Below are 19,002 nucleotides of genomic sequence, written 5' to 3' on the forward strand. Positions count from 1 at the left end.
CGCGCTCCACCTAGGAAGGAGACACCTGTGACAGGACGGCCGAAGCTGATCAGCACCGTCGACTACCACACCGCCGGCGAGCCTTTCCGGATCGTGCTGGGCGGCGTCCAGCCCCCTCGGGGCTCGACCATCCTCGACAAGCGGGACGACGCGATCGCTCGTCTCGACGATGCGCGGGCGATGCTCACCCTCGAACCGCGCGGCCACGCCGACATGTACGGCTGCTTCGTCACCGAGCCCGACGACGACGGTGCGGACCTCGGCCTGATCTTCTTCCACCGCGAAGGCTTCAGCACCGCCTGCGGCCACGGTTCCATCGCAGCCGCTACTTGGGCCTACACCACGGGGTACGTCACCCCACGCGAAGGGAACAAGATCGTCCTCGACGTCCCTTCCGGGCGCGTGACCTGCCACATCCAAGACGACGGCGGCCACCCGTCCGTGCGCTTCGTCAACATCGCCTCCTACGCCCACTCCCTGAACGTCGAAGTGCCCACGTCCCGGGGAACCGCCCGAGCCGACATCGCCTACGGCGGCGCCTTCTACGCCGTGGTCGAATCAGGTCGGCTCGGCCTGCCGGTCACCCCCTCGAACCTGCCCCGGCTCATCGCGCTGAGCGCCGAGATCAAGGCGGAGATCCTCGCTCGCCACGACCTGACCAACGCCGAGGACGAGCGGATCAACAGCCTCTACGGCGTGATCTTCTACGATCGCCTCTCCAGCGCGGAGGGTCGCATCGAGGAACGCAACGTGACCGTCTTCGCAGACGGCCAGGTCGACCGCTCACCGTGCGGCAGCGGCACCTGCGCCCGCCTCGCCGACCTGGCTGCGCGCGACGAACTCGACGTCACCGGGGAACTCGTGAACCACAGCATCATCGACACCACCTTCATCGGCCGGATCGTCGGCACCACCTCGGTGCGGGGACAGCCTGCGATCATCCCCGCAGTGGAAGGCACCGCCTACCTGACCGGGTACAACACCCTCGTGGTGGATCCGAACGACGACCTTTCCCGGGGGTTCCTGCTGCCCGTCGTGGAAAAGCCCTGAGCGGCGGACAGGTCCACAACGGATGGAGGCCGACGATTCGGCAGCGCCTTCTGCGTTCACCTCCTCGGGAGAGCTCTCGTTCGCGCGAGTCGCTCCCGGTACAAGTTGGTTGTCGTGAGGGAGAAGTTTCGCCGGTTGTTCCGCTACCGGACTCATTGGACCTGCACCCTTCCTGCACATGAAACCAATCCGTGCAGCAGCCGGGACCGGTCTTGTGCTGCTGCTCTTCGCACTGGGCTTCGGTGCGCAGCCCGCACATGCGCATGTGTCGCCGCAGCACGCCGAACTCGTCGTCGCCACCAAGGACGACGTCACCAGCGGGCGGCTGATCGTCCATCGCGACGTGGTGTCGCCCGAGAACGCGGGGGCTTGGGCAGCGCGCCTGCTGTCCTCCTCCTGCCCGGCCACCGGCTCCGGTGTTGCGGGCGACGGCGGCGGAGTTCCCGGTGGTGTGGTGGTCGAACTGGCGTGGGGCTGTCATGTCGACGAGCTCGACCTGACCTCGATGCTTCAGGAGGGGGACTGACCCAGGCCGTCGTCGAGTTCGACGGCAACACGGTCGATGCGACCGCGGAAACCCCGGTCGTCGATGCGTCGGGCGCCCATCCCCCACCTTCAAGCCTCGCCTTCCCGTGGCTCACCGCGGCGCTTGGCATCGCCCTCGCCGTCGTCGCGCTGCAGGTCATCCGCTGGGTGCTCCGCCGCCGCTCGCAGCCCGAGCAGCCGCTGGCGCGCGGCCCGATTCGACGCCGCAAGCGGCTGGTGGCGGCCGGTGCCGCCGTGTCGGCGGCGCTGGTGCCGGCCGCTGCCGGCACATCGTTCGCCGCTGACACGGCGGTGACCGCCGATCCGGTGCCGGTGCAGGGCACGGTCTTCGAGGATGTCAACCGAAATGCTGCGCGGGACCCGGGCGAGGCCCCCATGTCCGGCGTCGATGTCACCGACGGTGCCGTCTGGACGACCACCGGCGCCGACGGCTCGTACACCCTGTGGATGGACCCGACCCGACGGGAGACCGATCTCGTCAGCATCGTTTCCCCCAACGGCTTCACCCCAGCGCTGCGCGAGGACTACGTCCCGCAGTTCTTCCACGAGGTGCCCGACGGTGCCGGCCCGCACACCGGCATCGACTTCGCCCTCGTGCCGGACGAGAACGCCGCCAACCCCACCGAGAAATGGGTGATGGACTCCGACATCGAGGTCTCCAACACCAGGGACGAGGCGGCGCGCTCGACGCTGCCGCAGTGGACCGGTCAGGTCGAGGCGATGTCCGAGGTCGACGGTGCGACGATGGCCATCGCGACCGGCGACCTGACGGTCACCGACTACGCCGCGGAGCCACGTCGCCAGGGTGGCTACGACATCCTGCGGAAGGGCCTCACCGACGGAAAGCTCGGCATGCCCTTCTACCCGACGATCGGCAACCACGACGTCGGCGGCACCGCAACCTCCCAGGGCTACGGCGGCAGCCTGGAGTACTACCGCCGGAACATGGGCCCCGAGTGGTACAGCTTCGACCGCAACGGCCGCCACATCGTCGTCCTGGAGGACAACTACGACTCCAGCGGCCTGAAACCGCAGCTGGATTGGCTGCGAGAAGACCTCAAGCGCCACGCGGCCGGCAAGCAGGTGCTCGTCTTCGCTCACCGGTCGCTGTTCACGGTGTGGGGACCAGGCGCGGGCATGCAGCCGACCATCGACGAACTCGCCAAGTACGACGTGCGGATGTTCGCCGCCGGTCACAACCAGCAAGCTGAGTACCGCCGTGGAGCCTTCGACCGCTCGGTCGAGGTCAACAACCAGGGCACCTACGGCATCGACGGCGCCCGCCCGGACTACAAGATCCTCGACTTCGAGTCCATCACCGACGACCCGCGCACCCCTCGCAACGAAGACATCGGCTACGTCATGGGGACGCACCGCCAGTTCGACATCAATGATGATGCCGCGCTCGTCAGTCCCGCCCAGGGCAGCGTCCACGCCGCCGGCGGGAAGATCCGGGTCGAGCTCTACGCCGAGGACAACGGCCGCACTCCGGCCGCGGCAACCCTCACCATCCGCGATGACCGCGGCAGAACGGTGCGGCGGCAAAGCGGGCTGAAGTTCGGCCTTGACAACAAGCGGACAGGCATCCAGAACTGCTACACGCCGCCCGGTGGCACCCCGGAGCCTTGTCCGGACGCTCGGATCTCCTGGACCCGGGTCAGCGACCACCTCGACGATCTGCGGCCGGGAACGTACACGGCGGAGATGACCGCAGTGGACACCAAGGGCCAGGCCTGGCCCACCATCAAGAACACGTTCACGGTGGTGCCGGAAGACGAGCCGGCGAAGCCGAAGAGCGGCCAGGACTGGACCCGTCAGGGGCGCGACGAGGCGGGGCGCTCCGCGAGCGCGGACGATCCGGGCGCCGAGCTCGACCTGCGCTGGGCCGCCAACACCGGTGAGCAGTTCAACCTCGACGGATCGGTGATCGCCGACGGCAAGGTGATCGTCTCCTCACGGGCGTTCGACTCCCCGCACAGCATGATGCTCGCCTACGACCTCACCTCCGGCCGCGAAATCTGGCGCACCTACCTGGACGGCGACGCCGAGTCGGCGCCCACCCTGCACGACGGCAAGGTCTACCTGACCACCGCCGTCGGCCGGATCTACGCCCTCGACACCAAGGACGGCCACGTCGTCTGGCAGACGATCGAGAACGAGGAGCGGCACGGCGACACCGTGCGCCGCTACGGCCGCGCCGGCGGCCCGGTCAGCGTTTTCGACCTGCAGGGCGAGAACCGCACCGTCGCTGTCTACCAGAACTGGAACAAGATCCAGTGCCGCGACGCTCGCAGCGGTGACCTGCTGGGCGGCTTCAACGGAGCGACCAGCTGGGGCCAGTTCCACAGCACTGCCGTCCGCCAGCCCGGCTCCAACACCGCCTACCTGCACACCGACTCCAGCAGCACGCTGGTCGCCATGGACCTCGCCAGCTGCAGCCAGCTCTGGGTCCAGAACACCCAGGGCGGCATCGACAGCCACTCCTCCCCCGCCCTCACCGATCCGGCCGGAGGAGACCCGAAGCTGGTGACGATGACCGCGAGCGGTGCCCGCGGGCACGATCTCAAGACCGGTGCGGTCCTGTGGCAGTCCCCGGTGGGCGGCGCCAGCACCTGCGAACCCGGCCCCGCTCCGCTGACCAGTCCCGCCGTCTGGGGCGACATCGCCTACATCGCGAGCCGTGACGGTGTCATCCGCGCCTACGACACCAGCGCGGCCGAACCCGGCAAGCCGCTGTGGGAGACCCCAGTCGGCTATCTGCCTGGGGAAAGCCCCCTGGACGACGAATGGCGGGTGGCGAAGGGGTGCACCGAGGGGCCCGGTTCTCCTGCCATGCACGCCGTGGTCACCGAGAACCTGCTGTACGCGGGCACCTGGGACGGACGCCTGGTCGTCCTGGACCGCGCCACCGGCAAGCAGCTGACCGAGTACAACCTCGGCGGCGGCGTGGCTTCGGCGTTGTCCATCAGCGGCGACTGGGTGTTCGCCCTCACCGACGACGGCACGATCCACGCCCTGGCGGCCCGGCACCCGGCTGGTAGCGGTCACGGCAGCTGACAGGTCAACCGGTACACCACTCCCGCCCTGCGGGCTGCTCGCAGTGGAGCAGCCCGCAGGGCACTCCTGATCGGAATACTGCCGTGCACTTCCTCGACCTCGCCTGTTCCAAGGCGGTTCGCCTCCTGCTGGCCGGCGCGTTCGCATCATGGGCGCTGCTCGGCCTCGCCGGTTCGGCGGACGCCCACCCCTTTGGCACCCCTCCGGTCGCCAGGATCGCCGCCGACGGCAACGCGGTCGATGTCATCTGGTCAGCCGCGAACGACGACTTGGCCGTACTCCGCGAAACGGCGGACGCGGCCAACACGTCCGAGGCGCAGTACCTGGGCTCGCACATCCAGCCGAGCCAGGACGGCCGGCCCTGCCCGCTGGACCACGCGGACACCACGCGCCTCGCCCAGGACGGCGCCCGCCTCCGCTACCGCTGCCAGAATCCGGTGGCCGCGGTCGACTTGACGATCACGGTGCTGAACGACGTCGCCCCGGAGTACCGCACGATCTCCGTCACCGAGTCGGGCGGCGGAGGCCTGCACACCGCCGGTGAACCGACCCGCGCACTCGCGCTCGGCCCGCGCGGCGGCAGCGACACGAGCGCGGCAGCAGGACCGCGGGAGCCGTTCAAGATCTGGACCACGGACCTTTCCGGACTGCTGGAACACCACGTCGTACTGCCCTTGGCGCTCCTCGTCTCAGCCGCAGCGGGAGCTTTTCACGCATGCGCTCCAGGACATGGGAAAACGCTCGCCGCGGGCTTTCTCGTGGGCGGCCGGGGACGGGCGCGGGATGCAGTATGGCTGGGCATCATCGTCGCCTCGATGCACACAGCGTCCGTCGCCACGCTCGCTGTCGGATGGTGGCTCGCCAGCGAGAACGCCCCGGACATCACGGCGCTGACGGGCTGGCTGCAGCTGATCGCGGCCCTCGTCGTGGTGGGCGTCGGGGTGGGATTGCTCCGGCACCACCTGAGCGACCGTGGCCACCCGCATGGACATGGACATGGACACGGCCACGGCCACTCCCATCCGCTCCCCGGCGAATCCCTGCTCACTTGGCGCGGCATCGTGCTGCTCGGCACCTCCGGAGGCCTGCTCCCCTCGCCATCGGCGTTCCTCGTCCTGCTCAGCGGACTGCTCACCGGCAGGGTCGGCACTGCGGTGCTGATGGTCGCCGCGTTCGGACTCGGCATGGCGTTGACCCTGACCGCTGCCGGGCTCGTCGTGCTCCGGGGTCGCGACGAACTGCTGACCCGCGCCGCCGACTCGCCGACGCTACGCGCTTGGACCCGGCGGGCGCCCATCGTCGCCGCCTCGGCCGTAGTGCTCGGTGGTGGTCTGGCTTCCGTGCTCGCCGCAGGACGCGTCCTGGTCCCCTAGCACTTCGGCGATGAACCGACCGCGAGCGCGGTCACGAGCCGGTCAGCGCTCCCCGTCCCATGGATCAGCTGTGTCCCTCCTGATGTAGGACCAACACGCTGCGGAGCGACAAAACCGACGCCGAATGTCCGCCGATTCGGCCTGAGAGCACAAAGAACTCCGCCGACCCGGTATCTCGGGACGACGGAGCTTCGGAACGGTGTCAGGCGGTTTCGCGACTGGCGCGGAGGTAGTTCGTCACGAGCCCTTCGAGATCGGGCGGCTGCGCCTCCCAGCCCGGCGCGAGCGAGCCAGGGGCCCGGACCAGCATGCGCTGCTGCCGCCCGGCCCGGCTCGTGCGGATCACCGTGCCGGTGATCGAGGTTCCGTCGTCGACGGGGCCGACGATGTCGCTGTGCTCATCGAGGAGCCCTTCGATGTCGCCGTCCAGCAGTACGCGCCCCTCGTGCAGCAGCAAGAGGTGATCGCAGACGCCCCGCAGGTCCGCCAGCAGATGCGAAGACAGCACGACCGTCATCCCGCGATCGGCGACGTCCGTCATCACCAGCCGGAGGACGTCCTCGCGGGCCAGCACGTCGAGGTCCGCCAGCGGCTCGTCGAGCAGCAGCAGCTTCGGCAGCCGTCCCAGGCTGAGCGCGAGCGCGAGCTGCGTGCGCGTTCCCTGGGACAACGAGCCGACGCGGGCGTCGCGGTCCAGTTCGGTGGCCGCCAGCGCTTCCTCCACGCGGTCGCGCGACCACCGCTGGTTCATGGCGCCGACCGCCCGGAGCATCTCCCTGACGGTGAAGTCCTTGTACAGCGGGCGATGCTGCGGCATATACGCCGCCTCCGGGTGCGAACGGCCGCGCACCTCGTCCCCGAACACCCGGACCGTCCCGGCCGAGGGCCGCACCAGCCCGGCGGCCAGCGCGAGGAGCGTGCTCTTGCCCGCGCGGTTCGAGCCGACCAGCCCGACCACCTTGCCCTCGGGCAAATCGACCGCGCATTCCTGGAGCGCCCGGCGACCGCCGTAGTTCTTGGACAGTCCAATGGTGCTCAGCGCGATCATGATGCGTGGGGTCCTCCAGGGTGAAAGTGCTCGTCTCGGACGGCCGCGTACAGCGCGTCGACCTCGTCGATCACGAGGCCGCCGCTCTTGGCGCGGCTCATCCAGTCTGCCAGTTCGCGCCGCAGCGGGGCCTCGGCGGAGGTTTGGTCGCTCGCCAGCGAACGCGTCACGAAGGTGCCGACCCCTCGCCGGGCCTCGACCAGCGATTCGCGCTCGAGTTCGCGGTACGCCTTGAGCACCGTGTTCGGATTGACCGCCGTCGCCTCCACCACCTCACGCGCAGTGGGCAGCCGATCACCGGGCCCGAGCAGGCCCAGCCGCATGGCCTGTTTGACCTGCTGGATGATCTGGACGTAGGTGGTGACCCCGGAACGACGGTCGATCCGGAACTCGATCATACGGCTCAGCATAAACGCCGCGGCTTCCCCGAGCGCGTGACCAGGGAGAGCCGGCTCGATGCTGTCGCCGCAACGTCCACGCTGTTCCCGCCGGCAGAAGCACCGCGACGACGCCGAACACGGCGAACTCGGCGAGCCGCAGGCCCTGGGCCGCCGAGGTGGAGGGCGGGTAGCGCGGCACCACCCGAGTAGGGCGTCGCGCGGGAAGTGATCATCCGGTCGGCGATCGCTGGGCACCCACTGGGTTCCGGAAGAATGCAGGCATGGTTGAGCAGAGCATCTGGATGCAGAAGGTCACCGCCGACCCCGGGCACTCCACCTGGTACGTCGAACGCTTCCGTTCCATGGCTCGCGCCGGCGACGACCTCGCCGGGGAAGCCCGCCTCGTGGACGCCCTGGTGCCGCGCCGCGCCCGCATCCTCGACGCCGGCTGCGGTCCCGGCCGAGTCGGCGGTCTGTTGGCCGAAGCCGGCCACGACGTCGTCGGCATCGACGTCGACCCGGTCCTGATCGAGGCCGCCGAGCAAGACCACCCGGGGCCGCTCTGGATGGTCGGCGACCTGGCCGAACTCGACCTTCCCGCCCGGGGCACCACCGCACCGTTCGACGCGATCGTCTGCGCCGGGAACGTGATGACCTTCCTCGCACCGACCACGCGCGGTGCTGTGCTGAAACGGCTCCGTGCGCACCTCGCGCCGGGCGGCCGGGTCGCGATCGGCTTCGGCGCCGACCGCGGCTACGAGTTCACCGACTTCTTCGAGGACGTGGCGGCAGCAGCACTCGAGCCCGACCTGCTGCTGTCCACTTGGGACCTGCGTCCGTTCTCCGACGATTCGAGCTTCCTCGTGGCCCTCCTCCGCGGACGATGAGCGCCGGACCAGCCGACCACGCCCGCAGGAGAACGAAGCGGAGGGGCGTAGTTCGGCCGCGCCGATGAACCGAAAGAGCCGGCTGCAAGCCGACTACGACCGCGCATCGCGTGTGATCGCCGACATCGGCGCCGCCACCACACCCAAGGCGGACAACGAGGTCGGCACGTGAGAATCACTGCCGCCCAACGTCTCCAGAACGAGAATCGGATCCGCGCCGCCATCGACCGACTCTTGCGCGGCGAGATCCCATCCGGCGGGCGCTGCGATGCCAAGACCCTTGCCGTAGAAGCCGGTGTCGATCGCACCGCCTTCTACGGCGCTCGCCCCTACGCCCACCTTGGGGTAGGATTCGAGCAACGCCTGCGCGCGGTCCAGTAGACCGGCGACATCCCGGACCCCCGCGACGCGCAGATCTTGCGACTCAAAGCCGACAACCGCGCAGTCAGCGAGCGGCTCGCCGAGGCCACCGGCACGATCGACGAAATCACCGACTTCCGCGCGCCTGGCCGCCCAGCACGAGGAAATCACCCGCCTGCGTCAGGCGGCTGACGAGGGCGCCAGAACGTCGATCACACGCCTCCCACGGCGCAACGCGGTCATCGGCCCCTGCTGAAACGGGGCGCCGACAACCGAAACCACAAGTACAACGGGCAGATCCATCCCCACCAACAGAATCGAGCCGACAATGACATGGTCGATACCACGAATCACCACCGGCGCTGAACGCCGTTTGCTCGAGAGCACGCTCGACCGCAACCGGGCCGAGTTGATCAACACGGTGCGCGGTCTGCCCGAAGCAGAGGCCCGCTGCCGCCTCGTTGCGTCGCCGACCACGCCGATCGGATTGCTCAAGCACGCCGCAGTCGCCGAACGGATCTGGTTCCAGCACGTCCTGGCGCGCCTGCCCAAGAGCGAATGCGACGGCGGCACGACGGCGGGCGACGCCAGTTTCATCGTCGACGACAACGAGACCCTGGCCGACGTGATCGCCGAATTCGAGCGCGCCAGCGAGCGCTCGCGCGTGATCGCCGCCGACTTCGACCTCGACGACACCACAACGCACCCCGACCTCGGCGACGTCAACCTTCGGTTCATCTACCTGCTCATCATCGAGGACTTCGCGCGTCACGCCGGCCACGGCGACATCCTCCGCGAGCAGATCAAGCATCCCGCCGCACCCACCACCGACGTTTCAGAACAGCCATAGTGGGGTGATCTATGCCACGCCATCGAGGCGGAGAACAAACACACGCGCTCCTTTCCGTCGCATATGAGCTTCACCGGCAAGCCCCTCAGCCACGCCGCGCCGTCGACAAAGGACACCCGGTCACCCGAGCGGGAGGCAAGCGGCCAACCCCACGAGGACAGCTGAGTCACCCGATATGCGGTGCGGGGCCCGGCCTTCAAGAAGGCCAGGCCCCGCTCCATCCCGCGATGCGACCGGCAGACGACCACTACACCTGAGGCGCCTCTCGGATATCCAGGCCCCTCAGACGCAAAGCTTCCAGTCGCCGTTCTCCTTGACCAGCTTCAGGTCTGAGCTTTCCGGCGGCTGCCCGGGAAAAGCCGACTCGACGGTGGCACTGCCGGAGTCCCCGTTCTCCTGGACGCTCTTCACCGAGACCTGAACCGCCTTGAGCTGCTCCAGGTCCTCTGGCTTCGCTGTCTTGAGGAACTCTTCCTTCACCTGCTGCAGCTGTTCGATCTGCGGCATGGCCTGCTCGCACACGATGGGCCGGTAATCATCCGCCGTGACGCTTCGAGGGTCCTTGGTCTCCTTCATCGAAAGCGCCACGTAGTCTTCGGCGGCCGATTGCGCCGAACCACCTCCGAAGACCATGAGGCCAACGCCGGCGCCGCCGGCCAGAACCACGACCGCCGCAGCAACGCCGACGATCAGCCCGGTCTTCCTCTTTCCCGCTGCGGGGGTCGCATCAGATTCTTCCGGCTGCTCGTGGGCTGGTGGCTCGACCTCCTCAGCCTCGGCGAACACCGGGTGATCATCCGAGGACGCAGAGTTCCCCGAATCCTCGTTCTCCGGCTGCTCATCCAAGCCGCTCTGGTCGGGCTCTTGCCGTCGAGATGTCATACAACCCTTTCTGATGCGATCGTGGAACTACCTCTCCCCTGTGTACGCGACCGCGCCCGCCGGTTCCAACGCTTCATGAGCATCCTCGCGATATCTCGCGAACTAGGGGTGGCCGCCTCGCCCACCGGGACCTACTACCGCCCTTAGGCGCAAGGCGCCACACGCACCTGCGGCAACAGGCGACTGGGCGCCCCGGGGTTGACCGCTCCGCCAGCCTCCGCCAGACTCATAAATACATAGTGATGCGTGCATATGTGATTCGATCCTGGAGGTAGGCGATGAGCCGTGGGCATGGCCACGGGCACGGAATTGCCGCAGCACGGGCGGGCGCCCGTCACCTGCCACGATTGCGATCGGCCCTGGCACTGACCGCCACCTACCTCATCGTCGAGGTGGTCGGCTCACCTCGACGCGGAAGCGCCGCGAACGGACCTCGCCAAGACCCCGGGCGTGCAGGACGTCCGCGACCTGCACGTCTGGACCCTCACGTCCGAGATGGACGTGGCGTCGGTCCACCTGGCGTGCACCGGGGAAGCGATCACCACGCCGTGCTCGACCGCGCCCAGAACCTGCTTCGCCAGGACTACCGGGATCCGCACCCGACCATCCAGATCGAACCGACCGATCACCGCGGCTGCCCGGAAGCCGATTGGTGATCGGCAAGAAACGGAGAACGCAGCATGCCCGCCCTTGCTCTGACCCTGTACCTGCTCGGACTCGTGGCGACCTTCGGGATACGCACGTGGCTGCAGGTACGTCGCACCGGGGATAGCGGCTTCCGCCGCCCCGCAGCTCGCATCGGATCCGCGACCTGGTGGGGAACGGTGCTGTTCGCGGCGGCACTCGTGCTCGGCGCGGCTGCCCCAGCACTCGCGGTCGCCGGCATCCTCGATCCGTTGACGATCCTGCGCGACCCGGTCATCGAACTGCTTGGGCTCGTGGTCGCGGTCGTCGGGTTCCTCGGTGTCATCGCCGCCCAGACGGGAATGGGGTCCTCGTGGCGGGTCGGCGTGGACAACACCGAACGCACCGCTCTGGTTACCGGCGGCGCCTTCAGCCTCGTGCGCAACCCCATCTTCACCGCGATGATCGCCGCCTTCGCCGGGCTGAGCCTGATGACCCCGACCTGGCTGCAGCTGCTGGGATTCATCAGCCTGGTGGCCGCGATCGAGATCCAGGTCCGGGCGGTCGAAGAGCCTTACCTGGCTCGCGTCCACGGAGCCGCGTACACCGGCTATGCCGCCCGGGTCGGTAGATTCCTCCCCGGAATCGGCCGCGGCAAGGCCACCAACGCCCAGCAGGTGACATCGAACCTCGAATGACCGCGTTCGGGCATTACGGCCGGGCGCCGTTGTTCTGCAGCCACCTCAAAGGGTTCATCTTCCGGCTGTCGGCGTCCCACACCTCGAAGTGCAGGTGCGGGCCCGTCGACTGCCCCCGGTTGCCGACCTCGGCGATGACATCGCCCGCTTCGACGCACTCCCCTTCGGTCACCAGGGCTCGGTTGATATGCCCGTAAACCGTGATCGTGCCGTCCTCGTGCCGCACCCGAACCCACAGCCCGAACCCGCTGGCCTGCGTGGTGCCCCAGCGAGCGCCCGGCTTCGACGTGATCCGCCCTTCAACCGGCCACACCACGCGCTTGCGTTGCGCCTCGCGCTCCGCCGCCTCCCGCTGCCGGGCCGCTTCGGCCGCCCGCCTCCGCACGCTGCTCCCCCATGCGCACGCTCTTGTTCAGGTCGTCGAGTTCGTCTTGGCCGGCGCCTCCCTGCGCCCATCACCTAGCGACCCACAGTCGAAGCACACGGCGCCCGACAACCACGACTCACTCGAACAGCCCCCGAACCGTCACCGACAGCAACCCGCAGAAGGTCGCGGCAAGGTTACGACATCGATCCGGCCATGTCTACGATGCCTCTTAGTACGATGATCCATCGCTATCAAAATTCCACTATGGACTACTGGCGAGGCTGGACAACGTCGACCAACCGATTGGCCAGGCAACCAGTATTTCCGAGCGCGCTGTCGATCCTCGGCGTCCGACGGTCTTCTCGTGACCACACCCGCCAAACGGGGCATAACGAACATCCCGGACTCGATGGGCTACTCTACTACCCAGCTTAGTTAGATACGACCACAGGCAGTGCCGCGATGAGAGCTGACCGGAACCCGAACGCTCCCACGCCCGCACCCGTCCGGCTGGACACCTCTTCCGCCGGGGCGCGATCGAGGCACACGCCCGACCGCCGAAAGGTAGGTAATGAGCAGGAACCTCCAGCTGACCCTCGTTGTCATCGGGGTGGCCGCCGTGGTGATCTTCACGTTGCTGGTCGTGAACCGGCCCACTCCCCCTGCGGAATCCTCACCGCCGGTCGCCGGCGCGGTGCCCGCGGAAGTGCTGGTCCACCCGGACAGCCATCACCTCTCCACGTCCGCCGACGGGAAAGTCACGCTGGTCGAATTCCTCGACTTCGAGTGCGAGGCGTGCGGTGCGGCATACCCGGCGCTGGAGCAGCTTCGACAGGACTACGGGGGGCGAATCAACTACGTCGTCCGATACTTCCCGGTCCCCAGCCACCGCAACGCCGAGCTCGCGGCCCGCGCCGCTGAGTCCGCCGCCGTCCAAGGCGAGTTCGAGCCGATGTACCAGGCCCTCTTCGAGAACCAACGGCTGTGGGGCGAGAAGCAGGAGTCCCAGGAAGAACTCTTCTTGGACTACGCGCGCAACATCGGCCTGGACATGGACCGGTTCCGCGCCGACCTGAACAATCCGGCCACAGCCGAACGCGTCCGGAAGGACCAACTCGACGGGCTCGCCGCCGGAGTGGAAGGCACGCCGACCTTCTTCCTCAACGGCGAGCAGTTCACCCCGAACTCCTACCAGGAACTCACGAACGCCATCGATGCCGAGCTGGCGGAGTAAAGGACTTCACCAGGGATCCCCCCTGGACGGCCATCCTCTTCGTCCAACAAGGATGGGGAAGATGGCCGTCCCGGGACGTGGCCACCACCTGTGCGCCGGCGGCCGAAGTCGCTGGAGCCGACGCCGGCACGACAGATCTACTCTGCGAGCTTGGCACTGTCCCGCTCGGGATGCACCGTCAGCGCGATGATCAGGCCGCCGACCATCGCGCTGAACCCGAAGACCTGGAAGGCCAGTGCGTACCCGGCGGCAGGCGTGTTGGCCGCCCCGACGAGCATTCCGGTCAGAGCAGGTCCCACCAACCCTCCGGTCGTGAACAGGGCGTTGAAAACACCAAGAGTGCTCGCTTGCTGCCGCACCGGCGCCAGCTGCGATATCGCAGCCGCCATCAGCGGGTAGGAGACCGACACGACACCATAACCGAGGACGACCGCAGCCACAGCCAGCATCCGATTGTCGACGTACGGCGTGACAGCGAAGAAGATCCCGCCGACCACCAGCGCTCCCGCAGCCACGAACCCCCGCATGACCCTCGATTTGGATCCTCGAGCCAAGCGACGATCGGTGTACCAGCTGACCAGGATGAGGATCACAATTCCTGCGATGCTCGGCAGTCCGAACATGAATCCGGATTGAACTCGGCTGAATCCCAGTGCTACCTCGAAATACGACGGCAGCCAGGTGAGCACGACGGCCACCACCGCGTACAACGTGAACAGACCGACCGTACCCCCCAGGAAGGTCGGGGTGAGCGCGATTCGCCGGAACGGCACGCGACGACCGTCGGCCTCGCCGTCCGCGGATTCGACGTTCGATGCCGCGTATGGTCCTTCTTCTCTGCTGATCAGGAGCCAAGCCGCGCACCACACGACGCCGACCAGCGCCATGGCCATGAACGCCGCCCGCCACCCGTAGGCCGCAACGATCAGTGCCAGGACTGGAGCGACCGCGATCTTCGCGATCGATGCGCCGGACGCGAGCCACGCGGCGGGCAGGGCTCTCTTCTCCTTGGGAAACCACTGAAAAGCGGCCACCGATGTCATAGCTCCGGCCGGCCCCTCCGCCGCCCCCAGGGCGATGCGGCTGACCAGCAGCGCCGTTGCGGTTGCGGACACCAGAACCGGAACCTGCGTGACCGACCACAGCAAGGCGAGCGTCAGCAACACCCACTTCGCCTTCATTCGGTCAGCGATAAAGGCTACGACGAGCCCGGTGATGCCGAACAGGAAGAAGAACGCGCTACCGATGAAGCCGATTTGAGCCGGCGTTAGTCCGAGTTCCTCCCGCAATGGCTGCGCAGCTATGGCGAACAACGTCTTGTCAGCCCAGTTGATGATCATCAACCCGACGAGCATGCCGGTGATGACCCATGCCATCGCCGGCCGGGTGGCGGTTGAGGCCCCGGCAGCCGTTGTGCGAGCCTCGCGCAACTTCCTCATCGACATGCGGATGTCCCTTCAACAGAGCCGCGCTCGAACGCAGCTGTCACGCGGAAATGGAACAGGTGACGGTAGTTCCGGACGCTGGATGGGACCGGGGAGCCGAGATGACCAACACGCCCAGCTGCGCGTCGATGCGGCCTGGCCTTCCACCCCTGCACCCGCAAAGCCCCTGGCAGGTCGGCACGAACGAGACCTGCTCCACAATGGACTTCTTCTGCGGGTGGTGAAGCCGAGTTCTGGCGCCCAAGCCGGTTGCCGGCTCGGTCACGGCTTCCTGGACCTCTATCGAATCTTTCACCGGTCCGCAGCATCTACCGCGGACAGGATTTCTCCCCACATGTCAACGAAAACCAGCCGAATGGAGACCAACTCAACGAAGTCGTCCACATAGGTCGGTCAGTCGACGGTGACCGGCAGGTACAGCAACGCCGAGGTCAGGTCGATCAGGCGGGAGCGCAGCTCGGGGCGTTCGGCGAGCCTGCGGATGCGGGCGAGGCTGTTCACGACGGCGAACACGGTGTCGATGATCATCTTCGTGACCGGCGCCGAGAGGTTCGGCTGGACCTCGGTGAGCAGTTTCGCCCAGACCGCGAAGTAGTCGCGCTGCGCCCGGTAGGAGGCGAGCCGTTCCTTGTCCGGCAGTTCCTCGCGCTCGCTGACCAGGATTCCGATCAACCTGCTGTGCTCCAGCGCGAAGTCGATGTGCGAGCGCAGGAGCAGGTCGAGGGTCTCCCGTGGGGTGCTGCCGTCGGCGAGAGCGCGGGCCATCCCGCCGTGCATTCGCTCGCTGCCCCGCATCAGGGCGGCGCTGAGCAGGTCGTTCTTGCTGGGGAAGTGCTTGTAGACCGTCGAGCCGGCGATTCCGGCTGCGGCTCCGATGTCAGCCATGTTGACCGACTGGAAGCCGCGCTCGTCGAACAGGCGGGTGGCCTCGGCCAGCAGCAGTTCGCGTCGGGGCAGCCCGACGCCGGCGCCCTGCTCGGCGGGGCGCGCCGGCAGCACGGGTGGGATCTCGGTGGGGAATGCGCATCGCGCGATGGTGAGCGACACCGTGCGGTGAATCCGCTCGAACTCGCGCTTCGAGACGGTGATGCGGTGCATCCCGAAGCTCACGAACACCGCTAGCAGCGCGTATGCGATGACTTCCTGGTCGGGGTGGGCGAGGTCGGGCCGGTCCGCAGCGACCAGGTCGACGAGCCGATCAGCCGTGGCCCGGGTCCGCTTGCGCAGGTCCGCCCGATTGTCGTCGTCGAGGTGGCGGGCTTCTCGCTGCCACAGCGCGGCGAGCCCGCGGCGCTCGATCGCGGCCCTGCCGGCGCGCTGGATGAGATCCTCGATGCCGGCCGAGGATCGGACCATCGCATCCGTTGTCTCGATGCCGTTGAGCACGGCGTGCAGGAGCAGCTCCTCCTTGCCGCGGAAGTGCCGGTAGAGCGCCCCTGCCGTGATCCCGACGGCACCCGCCACATCGGCCAGGGCGACGTTGTGGAAACCCTTCTCCCGGAACAGCGTGGCAGCGGCGAGGACGATCTGCTCCTTGCGGTCCCGGGGACGGCGGGCCGGGCGCGCCCCGCCGCTTTCCGCGCTCGCCACCATCTCTCTCCCAACCCGTGTGCCACAGCCTGCCCAGCATACCCACCGGTCAGGTAGGTGGGCGTGCCCTGATCCGCGCGCTGTCCCGGCGGAGCATGGGCGGTGATGCGGTGCGATCGACCGACATCGGAGTTCTCTTCGACGGTGAACCGGAATTGCGCCGCGGGCGGCCGGGCGGTTCAGAGTCCGAGCGACCTGGCGATGATCGTCTTCATGACCTCGCTCGTGCCGCCGAAGATGCGCGTGACGCGGGTGTCGGCGTAGAGCCGCGCGATCGGGTACTCGAGGACGTAGCCGTAGCCGCCGTGCAGCTGGAGGCACTTGTCGATCACGCGACCCGCGGTCTCGGTGCCGATCAGCTTGATCTTCGCGGCATCCGCGGGGACGAGGGTTCCCGCATCGTCGAGTTCGAGCCCCTTGTCGACGAGCGCTTGTGCGGCCTCGACCTCGGCTGCGCACTCGGCGAGCACGAACTTGGTGTTCTGGAACGACGCGAGAGGCTTGCCGAACACCGTGCGGTCGGTGACGTAGGCGAGCGTGTGCCGCAGCGCGGCGGTCGCCATGCTCGTCGCGTTCACCCCGATCGAGAGCCGCTCCCGGGGCAGGTTCGCCGTCAAGTGGCGGAACGCCTGCCCCTCCTCGCCCAGCAGGTTCGCCGCCGGCACCCGGACGCCGGTGTACGACAGCTCGCAGGTGTCGCTGGCCTTCATCCCGATCTTGTCGAGGGTGCGGCTGACGTCGAAGCCTTCCCGAGTGCGCTCGACAACGATCAGGGAGAGCCCGGCGCGCCGGTCCGTGGGCGTCGGCGGTGAGGTGCGGCAGACGGTGACGATGAGTTCGGACAACGTGGCGCCGGTGATGAAGGTCTTGGCTCCGTCGATGACGTACTCGTCGCCGTCACGACGGGCGACGGTTCGGATCCCGGCCAGGTCGGAGCCGGTGCCCGGCTCGGTCATCGCGATCGAGAGCAGCAGGTCGCCGCTGACGATCCCGGGCAGCCACCGCTTCTTCTGCTCCTCGGTGGCCAGGCGCAACAGGTAGGGCAGGACGATTCCGGTGTTGACGCCGTAGTGGCCCCAGGCCACTCCTGCCCGGGCCATCTCCTCGCTGATGACCGCCTGGTACTTGAAGCTGGTCGGGCCGGGCCCGCCGTACTCCTCCGGGACGTCGAAGCCGAGGACGCCCAGTTCGCCGAGCCGGCGGAAGAAATCCCGGGGGACCGCGCCCGCCTTCTCCCACTCCGCGAAGACGGGCACTACCTCCTTCTCGTTGAACTCCCTGATCACCTTGCGGAACGACTCGTGGCTCTCGTCGTAGACCGTTCGCTCCATGTCTCAACTCCCGATTCGAGGCGAATATATATTTACTTTCATCATCAATGCAGCAGGTGTCAAGTGCTAACGTCTTCATCTATGGGAAAACATAGATTCAACACCGGGGATGCGGCGACGACGCCGAGCGGTCTGCTCGCCGGCATCCGCGTCGTCGAACTCGGCGGGATCGGTCCTGCGCCGTTCGGCGCAATGCTGCTCGCCGACCACGGCGCCGACGTCATCCGACTGGACCCGCCGGCATCCCGCGGCCTGGCCAATCCCGCCACCCTCCTGCGCAACCGCCGATCCGTCGCGGTCGACCTCAAGCGCCCCGAAGGCGTGGCGGTCGCGCTGCGCCTCATCGGCTCCGCCGACGCCGTGGTCGAGGGCTTCCGGCCCGGCGTGGCGGAGCGACTCGGGCTCGGCCCCGACCAGTGCCTGGCGCACAACCCCCGCCTGGTCTACGCCCGCATGACGGGTTGGGGGCAGGACGGGCCGCTCTCCGAAGAAGTCGGGCACGACATCGACTACATCGCCGTCGCGGGCGCACTCGGTGCGATCGGGCCGGCAGGCGGCGACCCGGTCGTCCCGCTCAACCTCATCGCCGACATGGGAGGTGGTGGCATGTTGCTCGCGCTCGGCCTCACATCGGCCCTTCTGAACGCCGCTCGGACCGGCCGCGGCCAGGTCGTCGACGCCGCGATGGTCGATGGCACCGCCCTGCAACTCGGACCGGTCCTCGAACTCATCTCCCGTGGGGCGTGGCGTGAAGAGCGGGGCACGAACCTCCTCGACGGCGGGGCGCCGTACTACCGGACGTACCGCTGCGCCGACGGCGGCCACCTCGCGGTCGGCGCCGTCGAGCCCGAGTTCTACGCCAACCTGCTCGACGTGCTCGGGCTCGCCGAGGACCCGCTCTTCGCGGCGCAGCACGACCGCGCCGCCTGGCCCGCCATGGCCGAACGGATCGCCGCCGTGCTCGCCGCTCGCACCCGTGACGAGTGGACGGCGCGGTTCGCGGGCCGCGGCGCCTGCACCGCCCCGGTCCTGACGCTCACCGAGGCGACATCACACCCGCACAACGCCGCCCGGGGCACCTACATCGACGTCGCCGGTCGCTGCCAGCCCGCTCCCGCACCGCGCTACCGCGACGCGCCCGCACCACCGGTTCGCCCCGCGCCCGGCCTCGGCACCCACACCGCCGAAGTGCTCGCGGAGGTGGGGTACGAACCGGACGAGATCACCCGGCTGCACTCCGGCGAGATCGTCCTGACGACCCCGCCGGAGTGCTGACCGGG

General features: G+C 68.2%; 18 protein-coding genes. 9 read left to right on the forward strand and 9 right to left on the reverse strand.

Going from position 1 to position 19,002, the window contains the following annotated elements; translation table 11 throughout:
• Positions 1 to 27: 27 nt before the first annotated feature.
• From AB0H93_RS17825 to AB0H93_RS17840, 4 genes are all read left to right on the forward strand, one after another.
• A complete protein-coding gene (locus AB0H93_RS17825) occupies positions 28 to 1,050 on the forward strand; it encodes a proline racemase family protein (protein WP_358573557.1) in 1,023 nt (340 codons plus the stop codon).
• Positions 1,051 to 1,228: 178 nt separating this feature from the next.
• On the forward strand, positions 1,229 to 1,576 hold the full coding sequence (locus AB0H93_RS17830; protein WP_358573560.1) for a hypothetical protein: 348 nt from the start codon (positions 1,229 to 1,231) through the stop codon (positions 1,574 to 1,576).
• A complete protein-coding gene (locus AB0H93_RS17835) occupies positions 1,519 to 4,653 on the forward strand; it encodes a PQQ-binding-like beta-propeller repeat protein (RefSeq protein WP_358573562.1) in 3,135 nt (1,044 codons plus the stop codon). The genes AB0H93_RS17830 and AB0H93_RS17835 overlap by 58 nt, the downstream gene beginning before the upstream one ends.
• An 83-nt stretch (positions 4,654 to 4,736) precedes the next feature.
• On the forward strand, positions 4,737 to 6,026 hold the full coding sequence (locus AB0H93_RS17840; protein ID WP_358573564.1) for a sulfite exporter TauE/SafE family protein: 1,290 nt from the start codon (positions 4,737 to 4,739) through the stop codon (positions 6,024 to 6,026).
• A gap of 202 nt (positions 6,027 to 6,228) precedes the next feature.
• Here the strand turns inward: AB0H93_RS17840 and AB0H93_RS17845 are convergent, their stop codons facing one another.
• On the reverse strand, positions 6,229 to 7,074 hold the full coding sequence (locus AB0H93_RS17845; RefSeq protein WP_358573567.1) for an ABC transporter ATP-binding protein: 846 nt from the start codon (positions 7,072 to 7,074) through the stop codon (positions 6,229 to 6,231).
• On the reverse strand, positions 7,071 to 7,472 hold the full coding sequence (locus AB0H93_RS17850; protein WP_358573570.1) for a GntR family transcriptional regulator: 402 nt from the start codon (positions 7,470 to 7,472) through the stop codon (positions 7,071 to 7,073). Before AB0H93_RS17850 ends, AB0H93_RS17845 begins: the two co-directional genes overlap by 4 nt.
• 263 nt (positions 7,473 to 7,735) lie before the next feature.
• Here AB0H93_RS17850 and AB0H93_RS17855 point away from each other — a divergent pair, with 263 nt between their 5' ends.
• Positions 7,736 to 8,341 (forward strand): class I SAM-dependent methyltransferase, encoded by a 606-nt coding sequence (locus AB0H93_RS17855; protein ID WP_358573572.1) that lies wholly within the window; start codon positions 7,736 to 7,738, stop codon positions 8,339 to 8,341.
• Positions 8,342 to 8,434: 93 nt separating this feature from the next.
• Here AB0H93_RS17855 and AB0H93_RS17860 read toward each other — a convergent pair whose 3' ends face one another.
• Together AB0H93_RS17860 and AB0H93_RS17865 are read right to left on the reverse strand one after the other, a co-directional pair.
• Positions 8,435 to 8,872 carry a hypothetical protein gene (locus AB0H93_RS17860; RefSeq protein ID WP_358573574.1) on the reverse strand — a complete coding sequence of 146 codons (438 nt, stop codon included), beginning with the start codon at positions 8,870 to 8,872 and terminating at the stop codon, positions 8,435 to 8,437.
• Positions 8,873 to 8,881: 9 nt separating this feature from the next.
• A complete protein-coding gene (locus tag AB0H93_RS17865) occupies positions 8,882 to 9,121 on the reverse strand; it encodes a hypothetical protein (protein WP_358574004.1) in 240 nt (79 codons plus the stop codon).
• On the opposite strand from AB0H93_RS17865, the gene AB0H93_RS17870 reads away from it, so the two are divergent.
• Entirely contained in the window at positions 9,030 to 9,551 is a 522-nt protein-coding gene (locus AB0H93_RS17870) for a DinB family protein (protein WP_358573577.1), read from the forward strand. The genes AB0H93_RS17865 and AB0H93_RS17870 overlap by 92 nt on opposite strands.
• 282 nt (positions 9,552 to 9,833) lie before the next feature.
• Here the strand turns inward: AB0H93_RS17870 and AB0H93_RS17875 are convergent, their stop codons facing one another.
• Positions 9,834 to 10,337: a hypothetical protein gene (locus tag AB0H93_RS17875; protein WP_358573579.1), complete on the reverse strand. Its 504-nt coding sequence runs from the start codon at positions 10,335 to 10,337 to the stop codon at positions 9,834 to 9,836.
• 776 nt (positions 10,338 to 11,113) lie between these two features.
• On the opposite strand from AB0H93_RS17875, the gene AB0H93_RS17880 reads away from it, so the two are divergent.
• Entirely contained in the window at positions 11,114 to 11,755 is a 642-nt protein-coding gene (locus tag AB0H93_RS17880) for an isoprenylcysteine carboxylmethyltransferase family protein (protein ID WP_358573581.1), read from the forward strand.
• A 13-nt stretch (positions 11,756 to 11,768) separates the two neighbouring features.
• On the opposite strand, the gene AB0H93_RS17885 is transcribed toward AB0H93_RS17880, so the two are convergent.
• Positions 11,769 to 12,140: a M23 family metallopeptidase gene (locus AB0H93_RS17885; RefSeq protein ID WP_358573584.1), complete on the reverse strand. Its 372-nt coding sequence runs from the start codon at positions 12,138 to 12,140 to the stop codon at positions 11,769 to 11,771.
• Positions 12,141 to 12,693: 553 nt separating this feature from the next.
• Between AB0H93_RS17885 and AB0H93_RS17890 the strand changes: the two genes are divergently transcribed.
• Positions 12,694 to 13,356, forward strand: a complete 663-nt coding sequence (locus tag AB0H93_RS17890; protein ID WP_358573586.1) for a thioredoxin domain-containing protein — start codon at positions 12,694 to 12,696, stop codon at positions 13,354 to 13,356.
• Positions 13,357 to 13,493: 137 nt separating this feature from the next.
• Here the strand turns inward: AB0H93_RS17890 and AB0H93_RS17895 are convergent, their stop codons facing one another.
• From AB0H93_RS17895 to AB0H93_RS17905, 3 genes are all read right to left on the reverse strand, one after another.
• Positions 13,494 to 14,801, reverse strand: coding sequence for an MFS transporter (locus tag AB0H93_RS17895; RefSeq protein ID WP_358573588.1), 1,308 nt, complete (start codon positions 14,799 to 14,801; stop codon positions 13,494 to 13,496).
• 393 nt (positions 14,802 to 15,194) lie between these two features.
• Positions 15,195 to 16,391, reverse strand: a complete 1,197-nt coding sequence (locus AB0H93_RS17900) for a TetR family transcriptional regulator (RefSeq protein WP_358573590.1) — start codon at positions 16,389 to 16,391, stop codon at positions 15,195 to 15,197.
• 179 nt (positions 16,392 to 16,570) lie between these two features.
• On the reverse strand, positions 16,571 to 17,722 hold the full coding sequence (locus AB0H93_RS17905; RefSeq protein WP_358573592.1) for an acyl-CoA dehydrogenase family protein: 1,152 nt from the start codon (positions 17,720 to 17,722) through the stop codon (positions 16,571 to 16,573).
• Between the two features lie 81 nt (positions 17,723 to 17,803).
• Here AB0H93_RS17905 and AB0H93_RS17910 point away from each other — a divergent pair, with 81 nt between their 5' ends.
• Positions 17,804 to 18,997, forward strand: a complete 1,194-nt coding sequence (locus AB0H93_RS17910) for a CaiB/BaiF CoA-transferase family protein (protein WP_358573594.1) — start codon at positions 17,804 to 17,806, stop codon at positions 18,995 to 18,997.
• Positions 18,998 to 19,002 lie beyond the last annotated feature (5 nt).

The sequence above is a fragment of the Saccharopolyspora sp. NPDC050642 genome (assembly GCF_040654735.1).
GTDB lineage: Bacteria > Actinomycetota > Actinomycetes > Mycobacteriales > Pseudonocardiaceae > Saccharopolyspora > Saccharopolyspora elongata.

Coding starts and splice junctions, on each gene's coding strand:
- AB0H93_RS17830 (WP_358573560.1), top strand. CDS start 1,229: ATGAAACCAATCCGTGCAGCAGCCGGGACCGGTCTTGTGCTGCTGCTC.
- AB0H93_RS17845 (WP_358573567.1), bottom strand. CDS start 7,074: ATGATCGCGCTGAGCACCATTGGACTGTCCAAGAACTACGGCGGTCGC.
- AB0H93_RS17850 (WP_358573570.1), bottom strand. CDS start 7,472: ATGATCGAGTTCCGGATCGACCGTCGTTCCGGGGTCACCACCTACGTC.
- AB0H93_RS17855 (WP_358573572.1), top strand. CDS start 7,736: ATGGTTGAGCAGAGCATCTGGATGCAGAAGGTCACCGCCGACCCCGGG.
- AB0H93_RS17870 (WP_358573577.1), top strand. CDS start 9,030: ATGACATGGTCGATACCACGAATCACCACCGGCGCTGAACGCCGTTTG.
- AB0H93_RS17880 (WP_358573581.1), top strand. CDS start 11,114: ATGCCCGCCCTTGCTCTGACCCTGTACCTGCTCGGACTCGTGGCGACC.
- AB0H93_RS17890 (WP_358573586.1), top strand. CDS start 12,694: ATGAGCAGGAACCTCCAGCTGACCCTCGTTGTCATCGGGGTGGCCGCC.
- AB0H93_RS17895 (WP_358573588.1), bottom strand. CDS start 14,801: ATGTCGATGAGGAAGTTGCGCGAGGCTCGCACAACGGCTGCCGGGGCC.
- AB0H93_RS17905 (WP_358573592.1), bottom strand. CDS start 17,722: ATGGAGCGAACGGTCTACGACGAGAGCCACGAGTCGTTCCGCAAGGTG.
- AB0H93_RS17910 (WP_358573594.1), top strand. CDS start 17,804: ATGGGAAAACATAGATTCAACACCGGGGATGCGGCGACGACGCCGAGC.